Annotated in this window: 15 protein-coding genes and 1 tRNA gene; 6 read left to right on the top strand and 10 right to left on the bottom strand. The window is 48.6% G+C overall.

Features of this window, described 5'->3' with window-relative positions; all coding sequences use genetic code 11:
- Positions 1-2: 2 nt before the first annotated feature.
- The gene (gene purD, locus ACO064_RS16590) at positions 3-1,292 is read right to left on the bottom strand and encodes a phosphoribosylamine--glycine ligase (RefSeq protein WP_421828376.1); all 1,290 of its coding nucleotides are present in this window, start codon (positions 1,290-1,292) and stop codon (positions 3-5) included.
- A gap of 93 nt (positions 1,293-1,385) precedes the next feature.
- Positions 1,386-3,596, bottom strand: a complete 2,211-nt coding sequence (gene recQ / locus ACO064_RS16585; RefSeq protein WP_421828375.1) for a DNA helicase RecQ — start codon at positions 3,594-3,596, stop codon at positions 1,386-1,388.
- A gap of 87 nt (positions 3,597-3,683) precedes the next feature.
- Between recQ and ACO064_RS16580 the strand changes: the two genes are divergently transcribed.
- Positions 3,684-4,661, top strand: a complete 978-nt coding sequence (locus ACO064_RS16580; protein ID WP_421828374.1) for a KpsF/GutQ family sugar-phosphate isomerase — start codon at positions 3,684-3,686, stop codon at positions 4,659-4,661.
- A gap of 79 nt (positions 4,662-4,740) precedes the next feature.
- On the opposite strand, the gene ACO064_RS16575 is transcribed toward ACO064_RS16580, so the two are convergent.
- On the bottom strand, positions 4,741-5,214 hold the full coding sequence (locus tag ACO064_RS16575) for a DUF4293 domain-containing protein (protein ID WP_421828373.1): 474 nt from the start codon (positions 5,212-5,214) through the stop codon (positions 4,741-4,743).
- 30 nt (positions 5,215-5,244) lie between these two features.
- Between ACO064_RS16575 and mnmD the strand changes: the two genes are divergently transcribed.
- The gene (mnmD, locus tag ACO064_RS16570; protein WP_421828372.1) at positions 5,245-5,925 is read left to right on the top strand and encodes a tRNA (5-methylaminomethyl-2-thiouridine)(34)-methyltransferase MnmD; all 681 of its coding nucleotides are present in this window, start codon (positions 5,245-5,247) and stop codon (positions 5,923-5,925) included.
- A 29-nt stretch (positions 5,926-5,954) separates the two neighbouring features.
- Here mnmD and ACO064_RS16565 read toward each other — a convergent pair whose 3' ends face one another.
- The 5 genes from ACO064_RS16565 to ACO064_RS16545 all read right to left on the bottom strand — a co-directional run bounded on the left by ACO064_RS16565 (position 5,955) and on the right by ACO064_RS16545 (position 10,516).
- Positions 5,955-6,440 carry a GAF domain-containing protein gene (locus ACO064_RS16565; protein WP_421828371.1) on the bottom strand — a complete coding sequence of 162 codons (486 nt, stop codon included), beginning with the start codon at positions 6,438-6,440 and terminating at the stop codon, positions 5,955-5,957.
- 7 nt (positions 6,441-6,447) lie between these two features.
- Complete coding sequence (locus tag ACO064_RS16560) at positions 6,448-6,945, bottom strand: hypothetical protein (RefSeq protein WP_421828370.1); 498 nt, start codon at positions 6,943-6,945, stop codon at positions 6,448-6,450.
- Positions 6,946-6,964: 19 nt separating this feature from the next.
- On the bottom strand, positions 6,965-7,765 hold the full coding sequence (locus tag ACO064_RS16555; protein ID WP_421828369.1) for a (Fe-S)-binding protein: 801 nt from the start codon (positions 7,763-7,765) through the stop codon (positions 6,965-6,967).
- Positions 7,766-7,771: 6 nt separating this feature from the next.
- Positions 7,772-9,046, bottom strand: a complete 1,275-nt coding sequence (locus ACO064_RS16550; protein ID WP_421828368.1) for a hypothetical protein — start codon at positions 9,044-9,046, stop codon at positions 7,772-7,774.
- A gap of 129 nt (positions 9,047-9,175) precedes the next feature.
- Positions 9,176-10,516, bottom strand: coding sequence for a 4Fe-4S dicluster domain-containing protein (locus ACO064_RS16545; RefSeq protein ID WP_421828367.1), 1,341 nt, complete (start codon positions 10,514-10,516; stop codon positions 9,176-9,178).
- Positions 10,517-10,581: 65 nt separating this feature from the next.
- On the opposite strand from ACO064_RS16545, the gene ACO064_RS16540 reads away from it, so the two are divergent.
- Positions 10,582-10,654: transfer RNA gene (locus ACO064_RS16540), tRNA-Phe, on the top strand.
- A 185-nt stretch (positions 10,655-10,839) separates the two neighbouring features.
- On the opposite strand, the gene ACO064_RS16535 is transcribed toward ACO064_RS16540, so the two are convergent.
- Positions 10,840-12,282, bottom strand: coding sequence for a relaxase/mobilization nuclease domain-containing protein (locus ACO064_RS16535; RefSeq protein ID WP_421828366.1), 1,443 nt, complete (start codon positions 12,280-12,282; stop codon positions 10,840-10,842).
- A complete protein-coding gene (locus ACO064_RS16530; RefSeq protein ID WP_421828365.1) occupies positions 12,272-12,646 on the bottom strand; it encodes a plasmid mobilization protein in 375 nt (124 codons plus the stop codon). Before ACO064_RS16530 ends, ACO064_RS16535 begins: the two co-directional genes overlap by 11 nt.
- A 262-nt stretch (positions 12,647-12,908) precedes the next feature.
- Between ACO064_RS16530 and ACO064_RS16525 the strand changes: the two genes are divergently transcribed.
- From ACO064_RS16525 to ACO064_RS16515, 3 genes are read left to right on the top strand one after another with little or no spacing between them, the layout of a single operon-like run.
- Positions 12,909-14,714, top strand: coding sequence for a type IV secretory system conjugative DNA transfer family protein (locus ACO064_RS16525; RefSeq protein WP_421828364.1), 1,806 nt, complete (start codon positions 12,909-12,911; stop codon positions 14,712-14,714).
- Between the two features lie 18 nt (positions 14,715-14,732).
- The gene (locus tag ACO064_RS16520; RefSeq protein WP_421828363.1) at positions 14,733-15,581 is read left to right on the top strand and encodes a class I SAM-dependent methyltransferase; all 849 of its coding nucleotides are present in this window, start codon (positions 14,733-14,735) and stop codon (positions 15,579-15,581) included.
- A gap of 34 nt (positions 15,582-15,615) precedes the next feature.
- Entirely contained in the window at positions 15,616-16,878 is a 1,263-nt protein-coding gene (locus ACO064_RS16515) for a hypothetical protein (protein WP_421828362.1), read from the top strand.
- Positions 16,879-16,892 lie beyond the last annotated feature (14 nt).

The following is a 16,892-nucleotide window of genomic DNA, read 5'->3' as shown; positions in this document are numbered from 1 at the left end:
GATTAATCCTGATACCGGATCAAATCCAGCCCAATATCTTTCCGGTAATATTTCCCCTCGAACTGCACCGCGCGGGCCGCTTTCTGCGACTTCATCACCGCATTTTCGAGTGAGTTGGCGACGGCTGTCAACGCCAGCACGCGGCCCCCATCGGTCAGCACGTGTCCATTGAAGCCCGGTTTGGTGCCGGCATGAAAAGCCGTTACGTCGTCCAGCATCGTGAGTTCGGTGATCGACTTGCCTTTCTCGTACGCATCCGGATAGCCGCCCGACACGACGACGGTGGTCACGGCGGTTTGCGGGGAGATCTGGAGCTGAATTTTATCCAGTTCGCCATCGGCCGTTGCCACCATCAATTCCACAAAATCATTCTGAATGCGCGGCAGCACGACTTCCGTCTCCGGGTCGCCCATCCGGGCGTTGTATTCGATGACATAAGGTTCTTCCTTGACGTTGATCAGGCCGACAAAGATAAAGCCCTGATAGCGAATCGCTTCCTTTTGCAAACCCGCCAGCGTCGGCTTGACAATCTTCTCTTCGACCTTGCTCAGAAACTTGGCCGTGGCAAATTTCACGGGCGAAACCGCCCCCATGCCGCCGGTATTCGGGCCGGTATCGCCCTCGCCGATACGCTTATAATCTTTGGCTTCGGGCAGAATTTTGTAGTTAACGCCATCGGTCAACACAAAGACCGACAACTCGATGCCTTTCAGAAACTGCTCGACAACGACTTTATTTCCGGCTTCGCCAAATCGCCCGCCAGTCAGCATATCGGTCAACACCGTACGGGCTTCAGCAATCGACTCGGCAATGATAACGCCTTTTCCGGCCGCCAGACCGTCGGCTTTCAACACCACCGGCAGTTGATGCGAGTCCAGATAAGCCAGCCCTTCTTCCAGCGTTTCAGCGGTAAACGTCCGCGATGCCGCCGTTGGAATACCGTGCCGCTGCATGAATTGCTTCGAAAAATCCTTGCTGCCTTCGAGTTGGGCACCGCGCTGATCCGGTCCGACAATCCGCAGTTTTTCCAGATTTTTTCGAGTCCGCAGCGTATCGACCAGCCCTTTCACGAGCGGTTCTTCCGGGCCAATAATCAGCAAATCGATTTCGTGTTGTTGAACGGCCTCCGCGATGGCATCGGCATCGTTGAAGGCAATCGGCAAATTGGTGGCGACCAGGGCTGTTCCGGCATTACCGGGTGCGACAAACAAGGTGTTACACAGTGGACTTTGCGCTATTTTCCAGGCAAATGCGTGTTCCCTTCCGCCCGATCCAAGTATTAGTATATTCATTATAAATGATGATGGGGTCGCCCGTGCGACGATGAATGATGAACGATGAATGATGAATTCCAACCTCATCATTCATCGTTCATCATTCATCATTTAATTTGCTACTTCCGATAAAAACTTAATACGCATTAACCGCAACTCTTCTTCAGAATAATCGTCGTTGGCAAACTCCCGCATGGCCACCCCGATGTTGTCGGTTTCGGCCCGCATGAAGTAGTCATAAATATCGTCCTGCCGGTCGCTGTCCATGATCTGGTTGATGTAATAATCCAGATTCAGGCGCGTTCCGGAATAACAGATGTGTTCGATTTCTTCAATCAAATCTTCCATCGTCAGGCCTTTCGACTCCGAGATTTCCTCCAGATCCACCTTGCGGTCGATCTGCTGAATGATGAAAATCTTGACCTTCGACTTGTTGACCATCGACTTCACCACGACGTCCTTCGCCGTTTCGATGTCGTTTTCTTCGACGTATTTGGCAATCAGGTCGATGAACGGTTTGCCAAATTTCACGACTTTCCCCATGCCGACCCCGTTGATCTGGGCCATTTCCTCCCGCGTGGTCGGATAGGTCGTTGCCATTTCCTCCATCGATGGGTCCTGGAAAATGACATACGGGGGCAGGTTCTTTTCTTTGGCGATTTTCTTCCGCAGGGCTTTGAGCAGACCCAACAGGGCTTCGTCGTAGGCACTGCCCGACGACATACTGCTGTCCTTATCTTCGTCTTCAGCCTTTTCCTCGTCGATTTCGTAGTTGTGATCTTTCGATAAGGTGATGGAATACGGATCCTCGATGTAGTGTTGACCCTTCACCGACAGTTTCAAGACGCCGTAGTTATCGACATCTTTGTCCAGATACCCGTAAATCGTAATCTGCCGGATGAGCGAACACCAGAACTCAACGCTTTCGTTAAACTCTTTGCCTTTGCCGTAAACGTCGAGCTTATGGTGCTCATAGCTCGTAATGTACTGATTTTCAGTACCCGTCAGCACATCGGCGAGGTGAGCCGCATCAAAACGATGATCGGTTTGCAAAACGGCCTGAAGCGCCAGCACGATTTCGTCCTGTGCCTTAAACTTCTCGGTCGGTTTCATGCAATTGTCGCAGAATCCGCAGTCCTTGTCCTGGTATTCTCCGAAATAGCTCAACAGTTGCCGGCGACGGCAGACGCCCAGATTCGCATACGACACCATTTCCATGAGCAGGTGTTTGGCGTTGTCGCGCTCCGTAACCGACTTGTCCTTGTTGAATTTCTCCAGTTTGACAATGTCGTCGATGCTGTAGAACATGAGGCAGTTGCCTTCCAGCCCGTCGCGACCCGCCCGACCGGTTTCCTGGTAGTAGCCTTCCAGCGACTTGGGCGCATCGTAGTGAATCACAAACCGCACATCCGGTTTGTCGATCCCCATGCCGAACGCAATCGTAGCCACCACCACATCCACGTCTTCGTTCAGGAAAGCATCCTGGTTGTGCATGCGCGTCTGCGAATCCAGCCCAGCATGATACGGCAGCGCCTTGATGTCGTTGACATTCAGCAGTTCCGCAATCTCTTCCACCATCTTCCGGCTCAGGCAATAGACAATGCCGGACTTGCCTTTGTTGTTCTTGATGTAGCGGATGAGCTGCTTTTTTGCGTCGGCTTTCGGCCGAATTTCGTAGTAAAGATTTTTGCGATTGAAGGACGTTTTGTAGATGTGGGCATCCTCCATTTGCAGGTTTTTCTGGATGTCCAACTGCACTTTCGGCGTGGCTGTGGCTGTCAAAGCAATCACTGGCAGATTCCCAATGTTGTCGATAATACCCCGGATTTTGCGGTATTCAGGCCGGAAATCGTGGCCCCATTCCGAAATACAGTGCGCTTCGTCGATGGCTACGAACGAAATGTTGGCCTTTTTCAGAAAGTCCAGATTTTCTTCTTTCGTCAGCGATTCGGGGGCGATGTAAAGCAGTTTCAGCGTACCGTTCAGGGTATCTTTCTTGACTTTATTCATCTCCGCCTTGCTCAGCGTCGAATTCAGAAACTGGGCGTTGATACCAAAGGCATTCATTTGATCGACCTGGTTTTTCATCAGGGCAATCAGGGGAGAAATGACAATGGCCGTTCCCTCTGAGGAAATGGCCGGAAGCTGGTAGCACAGGGATTTGCCGGCTCCAGTAGGCATAATTACAAATGAATTGATCCCTGCCAGAATATTATGGATAATCGCTTCCTGGTCGCCCCGGAATTGGCTGAATCCGAATATATCTTTTAGCTTCTCTTTTAGAGATACCTGCACCGATGGATCTAACTGCGTCGTCGTCATCTCAAAATTGCGGAAGGTTACTACACTTTATTTGGTTGTATCTTTGCCTTTATAAAATTAGTCAAAAACCGATTGACAAAAGCAACATTGAAATTAGTTAAAAAAAATATTCAGTCTACCGCCCGAAATGTGCTGCTGGCTGAGTCGGAAGCCATTCGGCAGGCGATGGACTGCATCGACGACCAATTTGAGCAAATCGTTGAAACGATTCTGCAAACTTCCGGCCGGGTTGTGGTCACCGGAATTGGAAAGAGTGCAATAATCGGACAAAAAATTGTCGCTACCCTCAACTCCACCGGCACGCCCTCGCTTTTTATGCACGCAGCCGACGCGATTCACGGCGACCTGGGAATGATCCAGACCAACGATGTGGTACTTTGCATCTCCAAGAGTGGAAACACTCCCGAAATCAAAGTTCTCGTTCCACTGTTGAAGCGAACCGGTGCCAAATTGATCGCACTGGCTTCTCAAACCAGTTCGTATCTCTGTGTACAGGCCGATTTTGTTCTGAAAGCCTACGCCGAACACGAAGCCGATCCGCTCAATCTGGTTCCGACCACCAGCACCACTGTGGCCCTTGCCCTCGGCGATGCGCTGGCCGTTAGCCTCCTCAATGCCCGGGGATTTACCAGTCAGGACTTTGCCCGTTTCCACCCCGGCGGGTCATTGGGCAAAAAGCTGTACCTAAAAGTTAGCGATATTTATCCACATCACGAAATTCCGACCGTTCCCCTCAACGCGACGGTTCACGAAGTGATTATCGAGATGACCTCGAAACGGCTGGGAGCCACCGCCGTGGCCGATGAAAACGGTCAACTGGCGGGTATTGTCACCGACGGTGATTTGCGACGGATGCTAAACCGCTTCGATACGCTGGACCTCGGGCATCTGCGGGCCTCAGACATCATGACCCCTTCACCCCTGTCCATCGACCCCGACGAATATGCCACGCATGCCCTCAAAATCATGCAGGATCGCAGCATTACGCAGTTGATTGTCGCCGTCGATAACCAAATCAAAGGCTTCATTCACCTCCACGATCTGCTGAAAGAAGGCCTGATTTAGTTAAGAGTTAAGACGGGGTCGCCCGTGCGGTTGGCTGACGCATTCATTTTTAACTCTTCATTCTTAACTCATAACTCCTCTAGCGCAGGCGATTCGACTCCTGAACCAGTTTTTCGTCCCGGCGGATAAACCGGTTAGCCAACATGTTGAAAATCAGGGCGGCTACGATGGCGAAGAAACCGTAGCGGAAATGTCCCTGGTCATCCGGGTTGAAAAAATCCTTGCCTTTGTAGAGCGTCAGGTACAAGACAAAACCCATCAGGGCGGTCAGCACAATGGCATTGATGGCGCAAAGACCCATTTGCAGCAACCGGTTCCGGTATTTGAAAATCGTGAACAACGATACCCCGGCGACTACCAGCGCCATGAGGGCGAGGTAATAAACCGGCGTAATTTGTGAGCTAATGCCTTGGGTGTACACCAGTTGCCAGGCCGTCAGGCTGGCGGTTTCGGTGGGAGTCGCACCGGTTTTTTCCCAAATCGGGAAGCCCAGTAGCAACGCCATGGAAACGACAATGAGGAACAGAAATATGGTTTGGATGCGTTGAAGCATAGTATTGATTTTTTGAGCTTGCGAAGATACATGAGGAATCCTGAAAAGAAAACAGAAACGCGTATCGTTCTGACCCACGACGGTTCTAGTTCGGCCTACAATTCGGAATTTAAACAGCATTATCACTCCGTTTTTGGGGCCTTGCAGGAATCGCAGCGGGTTTATATCGAACTGGGTTTATATGAAGCTTTCAAACGGTTTGAAGAGATCAGCATCTTTGAAATGGGTTTTGGTACGGGTCTGAATGCCCTTTTGACGCTGTTGGAAGCCGAAAAGTCACAACGGGTTGTTACGTATACGGCTGTAGAAGCCCAGCCACTTTCGCTGGAGGAAGCCAGTCAGCTTAATTTTGACGTTTTATTGGGAAGTCACCACCTGAATTTTCTACACGAAGCGCCGTGGAACCGCCCGGTTGCAATCACGCCTTTTTTTCAGTTATTGAAATACGAGGGCCGTTTGGAGGATTTTCGAACCGAGAACCGGTTCAATCTGATCTATTTTGACGCCTTTGCGCCCGAAGCGCAACCGGAACTCTGGACGCAGGCGGTTTTTGAACAACTGGCCGCTATGCTGCATCCGGGCGGATTATTGACGACCTACTGTTCAAAAAGTTCGGTGAAGCGGAATCTGAGAGCCGCCGGTTTTCTGGTTGAGAAACACCGTGGACCCGCCCACAAGCGGGATGTGTTGCGGGCGGTTAAACTTGCCTGAACGGACGGTTTTAAACGCGGCTGATTTTTTTATAAGAACGAGCTGATGAGCGCGGCCACTTTCTCCAGTTCCCGCACGTCCACCTCGCTGAAGTCGTTCAGTTGGTCGCTGTCAACGTCCAAAACCATCGCGACAGCACCGGCTTGGTCGAACACCGGCACGACCACTTCCGACTTTGAAGCAGAGCTACACGCAATATGCCCCGGAAACAACTCGACATCCGGTACCAGAATCGTTTCTTTGCGCGAATAACTGGCCCCGCAAACGCCTTTATCAAACTGAATCCGGGTGCAGGCAATCGGTCCCTGAAACGGCCCTAATACCAATTGATTGTCTTTTTTGAGGTAAAAACCGACCCAGAAAAAACCGAAGGCTTCTTTTAAGGCCGCCGAAATATTCGCCAGATTGGCAATCAGATCCGGTTCACCGTCGGTTAGGGCGCGGAGTTGCGGCAGTAAACTTTCGTAGATTTCCTGCCGGTGGGCGGTTTTTGGAAGTACCAGCGTTTCGGCCATGATGCAATCAGACGGCTACGTTTTTGAAATACCGTTTCAGCCACGAATCAGCAGCTTTGATCTGCCAGTTGCTGAGCAATTCCACTTTGGTAGCCACGAGGTTGTTGAAAACCGTCGTGTCGGGCGTCAGGCGTCCTTCAGCAACGGCGGTTTTGATCTGCGGCAGAGCAACGGTTTCAATCGACCCATCAGCCGTTACAAAAGCCGCCGACCGGTCAAAAAAATCGGTATTGAGCTTCTGCGCAATTTCCCGCACCCAGCGAACGGACGAATCGATGGAGCAACCACTCGGCAGGTGATGACCTTCATCGACGGCAACGATCAAGAACCGGTTGTTCAGCAATTGGGCCGAACCCAGCAGCGGTGTTCCGTGAGCGGCCCAGCCATCGACGGCGGGTTGCAAATCGGTTTCAATGGCCGCCACTTCGGCGTCAGTCAGCGGGCGGGCCGACTGGTAAACCCAGACGCGGGCGGTATCAGGAAGTTGGTTGAAGGAAATCCACATGGCGTTTTCAAATCTTACTTTACAAACTCTGCGCCTGCGCAACGAGTTCCGCGAGGTCGTAGACTTTGACCGAATCCTCCCGGTCTTTGTTCTTGATGCCGTCGGTCATCATCGTCATGCAAAACGGGCAGGCCACGGCAATGGTGTCGGCACCGGTCGAAAGGGCTTCTTCGGTGCGTTCTACGTTGATGTCTTTCCGGCCGGGTTCTGGTTCTTTAAAATACTGCGCTCCTCCGGCTCCGCAACACAGCCCCTTTGTTCTGGAGCGTTTCATTTCCACCAGATCCGCATCCAGTGCCTGCAACACCTCGCGGGGCGCTTCGTAGACTTTATTGGCGCGTCCCAGGTAACACGAATCGTGGTAGGTAATCCGGCGGCCTTTAAACGTCCCTCCTCCTTTCAGCGCCACTTTGCCTTCGTTGATGAGTTGTTGCAGAAACTGCGAATGGTGGATCACTTCGTAGGTGCCGCCCAGTTCAGGGTACTCATTTTTGAGCGTATTGAAGCAATGGGGACAGGCCGTCACAATTTTTTTGATCCCGTAGCCATCCAGCACCTGAATGTTGGCCACGGCCTGCATCTGAAACAGAAATTCGTTGCCCGCCCGACGCGCCGGATCGCCCGTACAGGTTTCTTCCGTTCCCAAAACGGCGAATTTGATACCGACGTGGTTCAGGATTTTGACAAAAGCGATGGTCACTTTTTTATACCGGTCGTCGAACGAACCGGCACAGCCCACCCAGAAAAGCACTTCCGGGGTTTCGCCTTTGGCGGCCAGGTCGGCCATCGTCGGCACCTGGTAGTTGGTTTCGGTGTTCATCGTTGGTTATCGGGTTAATGGAAACTCTACCGGTGCATTGGCGTGCTGGAATTGATTGTGGCTGATCATTTGGTAAAGGTGATGCAGAAAATACACCAGGCAGCCCATGATGGTCAACTCCATGGCGTATTCGATCAGGTTCGCCATCGACGTCAGATCGCTCCATTGGGTAAAAATCGGATTGCCCATCCGCCACCAGTACGAAGGCTGGATCACGACCAGCGCATTGAACAGGATCAGCACCGCCACCTGCCGGCGGCTTCTGAGATCGACGGTATTGAGCAGCATCGGCATCAGAAAGATAAACGCGTAATTACTGAACGAATTTTTGTGGATAAACATCATAAAGCAAAAACACAGGGTCCACAAAACCGGTAAGGCTTTGGCATACGACATCCGCTGCTTCAATATCATGGCACCCAGGGTGGTGACGATCACGGTCAAGCCAATGCCCCCCCAGAGCAACAGACTGGAATAGCTCCGGAAATCGCCGGTGATCGGGCTCAACACCGTCCAGAGATTGGGCGCGAACGGCAGCTCGGCAATCGACATGGGCGTCGTGAATTTGGTTCCCACGAGCGCCACCAGAATTCCCAGCGCAGGCAAACCGGTGATGGCTAATCCGATGATGTAGCGCACCGGTTTTTCGACCAGAAACAATACCGGAATAATCAGTAAAACCGGCAGGGCTTTGGTGAATATCAGGGCCAGAGACAGCACCACGCCAATCCATAAACTGTCGCCCGTACGTTGCCAGACCAGCACAGACAACGCACCAAAGAGCCACATCCAGATGTCTTCCTGCCCCCCTAACACACACAGCACCATTGGGCCGACGAGCGTAAGATAGGTCAGCATGCGCAGAAAAAGGCCCCGGATCTCGGTTCGGTAGGCGCGCCAGGTCAGCCAGAGTGCTACGCCTTCCATGAGAATCATCAGGAGAACAATCGCGTTGGGGCTATTCCAGAAAGGCAGCAACAGTGTGGTAACATACGGAAATAGCGGGCTGTAGGGCGTCCAGAAATCGCGGTAGACCACTTCCCCCTGCATGGCATGGAGGGCAGCATCGTAGAAAACCGGGATGTCGGAACCCGATTTCTGGCCCATCAAAATGTAGACGACGACAAACGGGATGATTCGCAGCAACACAAAAACCGTCAGCAGAATCGGTCCCTGTTGCCGCAGGCTCACCTGATCAATCGTTTTCCGGAAACGCACGACCCCGATCGTCACCAACGAACCAGCCAACGCAATAGCGATCTTCAAAAAAAGTACGGACATACAAAAGTGGCAACGACCCCGGAAGTTGTTATCTCCTCCCTTCATTTAGTTAAGGAGTAAAAGTAGCCAGTTTTTTCAGGATGGCGCAGAGGCTTCCTAAAAATCCAGCCGACGGCCAGTGTACATCGTCTACTGATTGACCTGATCGGCCCAGTTGAACCGGTCGCCGGGCGAAAATTTCCACGGCGCCATGTTGTTTTCGACGTTGCTGAACATGGCGTTCCACGAAGCCGGTGCCTGAGCCTCTTCCATGATTTTATACCGGCGGAGTTGCAGAATAATGTCCAGCGGATTGATGTTGACGGGGCATTCCTGCACACAGGCCTGGCAGGTCGTACAAGCGTTGATTTCCTCGGCGGTGATGTAATCACCCAGCAACGTTTTGCCGTCGTCATGCCTGGGGCCGTTTTGCTGCCAGCCGCGCTGAATGTCTTCCAGCCGGTCGCGGGTATCCATCATGATTTTGCGCGGAGACAGTTTTTTGCCGGTGATGTTGGCCGGGCAGGCGGCTGTACAGCGTCCGCATTCCGTACAACTGTAGGCATCCATCAGGTTCTTCCACGTCAGATCCCGTACGTCTCTGGCACCAAACCGCCCCGGTTCGGCCGGGGCTTCGTTCGGATCGGCCTGAGCAATGCCTAGGGCCAGTTGCACCTCTTTCGTAATGTCGGCCATGTTCTTCATTTCGCCTTTGGGTTTCAGGTCGGAGAAGTACGTGTTCGGAAAAGCCAGCACAATGTGCAGGTGTTTGGAGTAGGTTAGATACACCGCAAAGAAGAGAATGCCCAGAATGTGGAACCACCACGTAAACCGCTCGCAAACCACCAGAGCCGCGTCGCTCCAGTTGGCAAACAACGGCATCAGAAACTGGCTGACGACAAATGTGCCGACGGTACTCAACTCGCCATAATGCCCTACTCCGCGTTCACGCAGAACGCTGTCCGACGCATTCCAGGTCAGGAAAGCCGTCATGAGCAGAATTTCAAAAATCAGGATCAAAGCCGCGTCAGTGCGGGGCCATCGGGTCATTTCGCGGTGTTGTTCCGGTTGGAAACGCGGCACTTTCGTCATAAACCGCCGGATCAGAAAAACCGCGCAGACGATCCAGACGCCCAGTGCCAGAATTTCGAAGGTGTTGATCAGGAAGGGATAAAGCGCGCCGGTGTAGGGCGCAAAAAGCCGGTGGGTGCCCAGAATCCCGTCGAGCACAATTTCCAGTACCTCGATGTTGACAATGATAAAGCCGACATAAATGACGAAGTGCATGAGCCCGACGGTGAGGTTGGTCATCATTTTTTTCTGTCCAAAAGCCACGCGCAGCATGATGGAAAACCGCTCATTGGGCCGGTTGGTGCGGTTTTCCGGCTGCCCGAGCTGGATGGCGCGCCGGATCAGTCCAGCGCGTCGGATGAGAAACCAGCCCGCCGTTGCCAGAGCCGCTACAAATAAAATCTGCTGAAGAATTGCCATACTATTTGGTATAAAAGAAAAAATCTCTACATTTGCACCCACAAAAATTACTACCGACAGTATCTGGTGATGTAGCTCAGTCGGTAGAGCAAAGGACTGAAAATCCTTGTGTCGGCGGTTCGATTCCGTCCATCACCACCTCAAAATCAGGCAGTTACGACAAAATGTTGTAGCTGCCTTTTTCTTTACTACAACAATACTACAACACGCGGTTTTTCTCATTGTTTGGGTGAAAAGTTAATGGCAATTAAAGTCAAGTAATATTCCTGTCCAAATCATGTAAAGAAAGATTTCTTTGTTGGGATAACGAATAAACGACAAACCTACCAGGATCTTCTTCTTTTCTTTTGGCGGCTTCGTTCCCGAATTTCCTTTTGCTCCAGTATCAATTTCCGCATCAATTTTTCTTCGTCCGAAGGCTCCACTATTGGTTCCTGATTGTCAAAAAACTGCTGAGCGACTGTCTGCTGTCTTTGCTGCTCTTCCTCAATCATGGGTTCAGACTTGGTAACTACATCCTTCTCAGCCTGCATAAAATCACTGAGGGTTTCTCGATACCGTTTGTTTCCAGGTTCCTGAGTTGATTCGGTTATTTCTGTTTTGGTGGCAATAAACTCGCCTGCGGTCTTTACTTGCCGCTCCCGACTGTCAGTGTCGTTACTTTCCGTATCAGCAACGATTTCTTGTTTTGAGTCGATAAAGGCAACAAACCGGTTTTTTCTCTCTGCCTCAGCGGTAACCTCTTCCACTCTTTCGGTCAGTTCATCGCCGTTAAGGAGATACGCTTCAGCCAGGTTCTTTTTCTTTTCAAGGCTGTCATTTTGTTCTGCACCCTCAGTCATCCCCTGCCCGGTCTGAATAAATGCGTCAGCCAGATTTCGCATTTTCTTCTGGCTTTCGGTTTCTGGACTTTCTATCGTTGCATCCTGTTTATTGTCCCAAAATGCTGATGCGGTGCGAATGGCTTTACCCCGATCACTATCTATTCTCTGTTCGGCTTTGCTGGAATCACTACTGCCTTCCTGCTTTTGACGCATGAGTTCGATAGCCTCTTTTTCTGGAATAAGTTTTTCATTTCGCAATCGTTGGCGCACATCTTTAATCCGTATGCCTTTCAACTGCCGCACCAGGTCAAATGACCGACCATGCTCATCGACCACCATGAACGGATGGCGCGGGACTCCTTCGGCCAACAGATAGCCATTGGCATGAACGGCTCGGACAAAGTCTTTGCCGGTTTCCGTCTGGTTCCAAAGCTCCGTCAAAGCTTCTTTCAGTTCCGGTCGGTGCTGGTTACGGTGCGGGGTCGGCTGGTGTTCAAAGACACGCTCCATTTCCTTCCGGGCGCGGTCTTGTGCCAACCGACTAAAACTATCGGAAATTACCCTGCCCGTTTTATGGTCGTAGCGTTCCCAGACCACATGCGCGTGGGTCCGGCCTTTTTTAGTATGCAGGACGATCACACGACGCTGCTCATCGAGCCCTAATTGCTGTCCTAAGATATCCGCAGCTTTGAGCCAGTCTTTGGCCGTCATGCTGCGGTCTTCGCTGTAAGCGGGATTGATCTGGGCGTGATAAAGCCCTTTGTTACTTTTGGTCAATTCGCTGGTCAGCGACATGCTTTGCAGGGTCTGATTGAGATAATCAGCTTTCGCGTTCACACGTCCGGCAACCTCCACAATCTGGACATTTTCATTGGCCTCACCGGAAATGAGGTATTGCGCTAATTGCTTGCCATTGCCCCGTGTGTTGCCCCTAATGACCATGTTCCAGTACGTTCAATACCTGAGCGGTCAATACATCCAAATTGGCAAGGGTACTGGTAATGTCTTCAGGGTTTACCCCGGCCAGTTGACCGCTAGCTTTGTAGTAATTGAGCGCATGGGCAATCTGGTTGACATTACTGCCGATCTTGCCCAATTCGGCCATCAGCTTGAGCAGCACCTCGCGGTCGGGTGTAGGAACCCGGCGCAATGGGACACTCGCGATGGTTTTGAGCCGCATGAAATCGCTGGGCGTATAGCCTGCATCGGCAGCCAGTTGCCATATCTGGCGTTTCTCGGCGGAGGTGACCCGAACGCGGATCGTCAGGTCGCGTTTGGCATCCGTGTCCTTTTGTGGTCGTGCCATGTGTGCGAATTTTCAGGAGGGTTAAGGGAGGAGTTTTCCGCCCTTACAAACAGGGTTTGTTGATACGAAACGATAGTTTTTGTAGCTACAAACCACGTCTTGCAACACGCATCCTAAGATAAGAAAACCTACTGGTTTTCAGTTGGTAATCCCTTTTATTTTTCAAGGCGATTTCTCAGCAAATACGGGAAAATTCCCATTGGAATTGCCAGACGCTTTTACTACGTTGAGACAAATTCGTACTCGAATAATTCTATCCCCGATGAACCCTGAACAAAGCGAAGAACTGACAGAGGACGTCCCTGTCAGGAATTGGTTTGGCGTCACCTCTCAGGAAATCGACTACCTATTCCGGTTCAAAACGAACTCCGGTGCATTTAACAAATTTATCCTGATCCTGATCGGCATAATTCTTTCGCCGATTACTCTGGCCGGAGCATTAATAGGCTTCACCCATGCCTATAACCGTTTTATGAGGCCTTTGGCGGAATATCCGCTGCTGCATCCCCTCCGACCTATTGTTCGGTTCGCGATGTTTGTGGGTGCTGTCCTGATTTGGGTAGCGTTATTTTTCATGATCGTCAGCCTGTTTCAATTTGCAGCACTAATGGGGATGACGGGCCCCTTCTTTCTAGGTTACGTCGCTTTCAATCTTCTATTTACGGCTATTGTCTTTGGCGTCTTTCGACGCTGGCAGATCGGCATCAACAATATGCTGGTCGAAGGCAACCGGTTTGGCTCTGCCCGTTTTGCCCGACCGGACGAACTCAACCCGTACCGGCATGGACAAGGATTGTATATTGGTGGCGGATATGTGTTCAAAGATAAAGGCCATATCTTAACGGTCGCCGGTACGCGGGGTGGCAAAGGCACTAATCTGATTATCCCAAATCTTTTGGGTTTGGGTGGTTATACCGGCTCCTGGGTCGTCATTGATCCAAAGGGCGAGAACGCAGCGATCACCGCACGGTATCAACGTGAGAGTGGCAAACAGGTTGTCATTCTCAATCCATGGGGTTTGCTGGAAGAGAATGTCGGCGAAGCAAAATCTTATAATCCGTTAGACATCCTGGCCGATACCAGCAGCATTCATTTAGTCGATGACGCGCATATGATTGCTGAAATGCTGGTTCCCGTCGAACGCGGAGATAAAAACAAGTTTTTTACCGATACGGCGCGTTCTGTTGTCACCGGCCTTCTCATGCAAATTGCCACAACTCAAGAAGGCGACGACCGGACGCTGACAACTCTCTGGAGGTGGGCCAGGCTGGCCGGAGATGATTGGGATGAATTGATTGCCCGCATGCGGCTCAACGCTGATCCGGTTAATGGTGAAATTATCCGGAATGCTGGTAATGAAATTGTCAAGCTGATGGAAGCGGGAGAAGAAACATTTGGCAGTATTTTGTCCTCCGTGCTACAGGCAACCGATTTTTTAAAATCTCCTTCTCTGCAAAAATCCCTTCGTTCCGGTTATGACCCAACAACGCTATCCGATGGTGATACTGCTCTCTACATAGTCATTCCAGTAGACAAATTACAAAGCCATGCACGTTGGTTGCGTTTGATTGCAACTACTACTTTACGGGCAGTAGTTAGAAATCCGAATAAACGAGTAACTTTTCTACTTGATGAATTTGCAGCTTTGGGTTATTTACCTGAAATTGAGACAGCTTTGAGTACTTATGCTGGTTTTGAAATCACAGTCTGGCCAATCTTACAATCTCTAATTCAATTACAAGGATTATATGGCGAGAACTGGGAAACCTTTACGGCAAATACAGCTATCCGACAGTTTTTTACGATCAATGATAATTTTACCGCCAATTATGTGAGCGCGGCCATAGGTCAAACCTCTCATGTAATCACTTCACATGGTTTATTTGGAGGTATTAATGATGCTAATGCCAATCAAAGGCCGCTTGTCACCCCTGATGAAGTACGGCGTGGCTCAGCGGAGAACATCTTCGCATTTATAGGTGGAAATCCACCCACTGTATTTACTAAAAAACCTTATTATCAAATATTTGAGTTAGTTGGCCGAGAAGATGTTAATCCTTATTATTGACCCTAATTTAATTTTAATATGATAAATTATCCTTGGCCTAAATTTGATAATCAACAAAGATTAAATGAAGTAAAAAGTTTTTTTAATAATATTTCATCAGAATATGATAAAATAGACGAACGGTCCTATTGGGCCTTTTCAAATATTGTACTTTGGGAAATTCTAAAAAAGAAAATCCTTGATACCTTTATTGATAAAAAAACGGTTACAGTATTAGAGGCGGGTGTAGGAACAGCCCGCTGGCTTATCAAAATCTTGGAATATTTGCCACAATCTAGTGGTGTTGGCATTGACATCTCTCCCGAAATGTTACAAATTGCAAATCAAAACCTTGCAGATAAAAACTTATTCAATAGAGCATCCATCATTTTAGATGATATCGAAAAATTAGAATGTATATATGCCAGACATTTTGATTTAGTCACTTGCCTTTATAATGTGATTGGATTTAATATTAATCCAGAATTAGCCATACAAAAGTTGTGTGGTAACTTACAAAGCAAAGGCACACTAGTTCTAGTTCTCCCAAATTTATATCATGCTGTTTATTTTAGTATACAAAATCATAGATTGCGTGAAGTTGAACGGATCCGTTCAACTTATTCAGTAAAATATAATGATCAAAATCCTGAAATATTACTATTTACCCCCAAATTAATAAGAAATATTTTAGAAGATAACGGATTTAATAACATTGAAATAATGGGCTTCCCAATTTCTATTTATCCAACATATAGAGGTAGCTCGATATTAAGTTTAGCTGATTCTAAATCATGGCATCAATTAATTAATTCTGAAGTACAATTTTGTTTAGAACATGAAGCAGCTGCGAGAGGAAAACATTTAATTGTAGTTGCCCGTCGTTAATTATTTGCGCTCAATTTAAACAAGAAACCCTATTATGATTTTTCCTTTACCTATTATTCAACCTTTAAGTAAAGAAATAGCGAAAATTTGGCAATCTGTTTATGAGCCATCTCGTGGAACATCTTCAGATAAAACTATTGAAGAGAGCCTATGGAGACGTAACCAAGACCTGAGAAATCAAGCTCAATCTGGATGGACATCTGAAGAAGACAAAAGAAGAAAATTGTTTTATTATCAGTACCATTATGATCTACTCCAAGACAAACATGCAGTCCCATATATAGGATTAACTTCACTTTGTATATATATATGTCTATCATTACCTGATACAGAAATAGATATTTATATTAAAACAATGCTGAATTGTGCTAAAAGAGGAGGATGGAAAATAAATGAAGAATCGCATTCTAACTGGTCTATTGTATTTGGAGATTTAATCTGTGAAGTAAATCTTTTTAGTAAATCATATTTAAATCCTCTCGATACTACTCAGTTACCCAATACTTATTCCAGCTTAGAGTTCATATTCCGATCATCTAACTTTACTATTACTCAGGAATTATTGAAAAAGCCTTGGGCTGTCCTAGAATCCGGTATGCGTAATAAATTAGTTCCTGGTAATCCAACTATTACATCTGATTTGGCAACTATACTAAAGTATTTCCCAGCTCAGCTGGAGATTGGATGTGGCCCTTCTTTCGAGGCCGGCGTTCCTGCTCTTCATGACTTACATTCTCTATATTCAATCAATGATCCATTTACAAAGCGGTTTATTTTAGATCCTGCTGAAGATAAATTTTTAATTAAGTTATTTGAGAATCCAGTTGATTGCCTTTTAGATGCCACCCATATATTCCGAAAAATGATAACCGCCCCAATAACTCCATTTTACTATGCAGTAGCAGAATTATATAAATATGGTTACCTTGTTGGCCCCATTATTACTAATAATTTTGATGGTATTCATCTCAGACTTGGATTACCCGAAATTTTTGTTAGAAGATATGAAGATAATGCCATTGTTCCTGTGATAGATTTTCATCCAGATTGTCGATCTTTGTTAGTTGTAGGTGTTCATGCAGATCGCCGAGGGATTCAAGAGCAAGCACGTAATTTAGGACTTAAAATAATCGTTATTGATCCTGAAGGCTGGTTTACTAACACCGGTGAGTTTGTTCCATATCCATTAGAGGCGCAAGCTGATGAAGATTATGTAATCCAGGGAACGGCGGGATATTGCCTCACTCAGTTAGTTGACATTATTCGCAATGATGGTACACTTTTTGCCGGGAATTAGCCAATATCAGCGTG

It is taken from the genome of Larkinella sp. (assembly GCF_965227735.1).
In the GTDB taxonomy this organism is placed as follows: Bacteria; Bacteroidota; Bacteroidia; order Cytophagales; family Spirosomataceae; genus Larkinella.
This window is presented reverse-complemented; position numbering and strand designations above follow the sequence as displayed.

Coding starts and splice junctions, on each gene's coding strand:
- purD (WP_421828376.1), bottom strand. CDS start 1,292: ATGAATATACTAATACTTGGATCGGGCGGAAGGGAACACGCATTTGCC.
- recQ (WP_421828375.1), bottom strand. CDS start 3,596: ATGACGACGACGCAGTTAGATCCATCGGTGCAGGTATCTCTAAAAGAG.
- ACO064_RS16575 (WP_421828373.1), bottom strand. CDS start 5,214: ATGCTTCAACGCATCCAAACCATATTTCTGTTCCTCATTGTCGTTTCC.
- mnmD (WP_421828372.1), top strand. CDS start 5,245: ATGAGGAATCCTGAAAAGAAAACAGAAACGCGTATCGTTCTGACCCAC.
- ACO064_RS16565 (WP_421828371.1), bottom strand. CDS start 6,440: ATGGCCGAAACGCTGGTACTTCCAAAAACCGCCCACCGGCAGGAAATC.
- ACO064_RS16560 (WP_421828370.1), bottom strand. CDS start 6,945: ATGTGGATTTCCTTCAACCAACTTCCTGATACCGCCCGCGTCTGGGTT.
- ACO064_RS16555 (WP_421828369.1), bottom strand. CDS start 7,765: ATGAACACCGAAACCAACTACCAGGTGCCGACGATGGCCGACCTGGCC.
- ACO064_RS16550 (WP_421828368.1), bottom strand. CDS start 9,046: ATGTCCGTACTTTTTTTGAAGATCGCTATTGCGTTGGCTGGTTCGTTG.
- ACO064_RS16545 (WP_421828367.1), bottom strand. CDS start 10,516: ATGGCAATTCTTCAGCAGATTTTATTTGTAGCGGCTCTGGCAACGGCG.
- ACO064_RS16535 (WP_421828366.1), bottom strand. CDS start 12,282: ATGGTCATTAGGGGCAACACACGGGGCAATGGCAAGCAATTAGCGCAA.
- ACO064_RS16530 (WP_421828365.1), bottom strand. CDS start 12,646: ATGGCACGACCACAAAAGGACACGGATGCCAAACGCGACCTGACGATC.
- ACO064_RS16525 (WP_421828364.1), top strand. CDS start 12,909: ATGAACCCTGAACAAAGCGAAGAACTGACAGAGGACGTCCCTGTCAGG.
- ACO064_RS16520 (WP_421828363.1), top strand. CDS start 14,733: ATGATAAATTATCCTTGGCCTAAATTTGATAATCAACAAAGATTAAAT.
- ACO064_RS16515 (WP_421828362.1), top strand. CDS start 15,616: ATGATTTTTCCTTTACCTATTATTCAACCTTTAAGTAAAGAAATAGCG.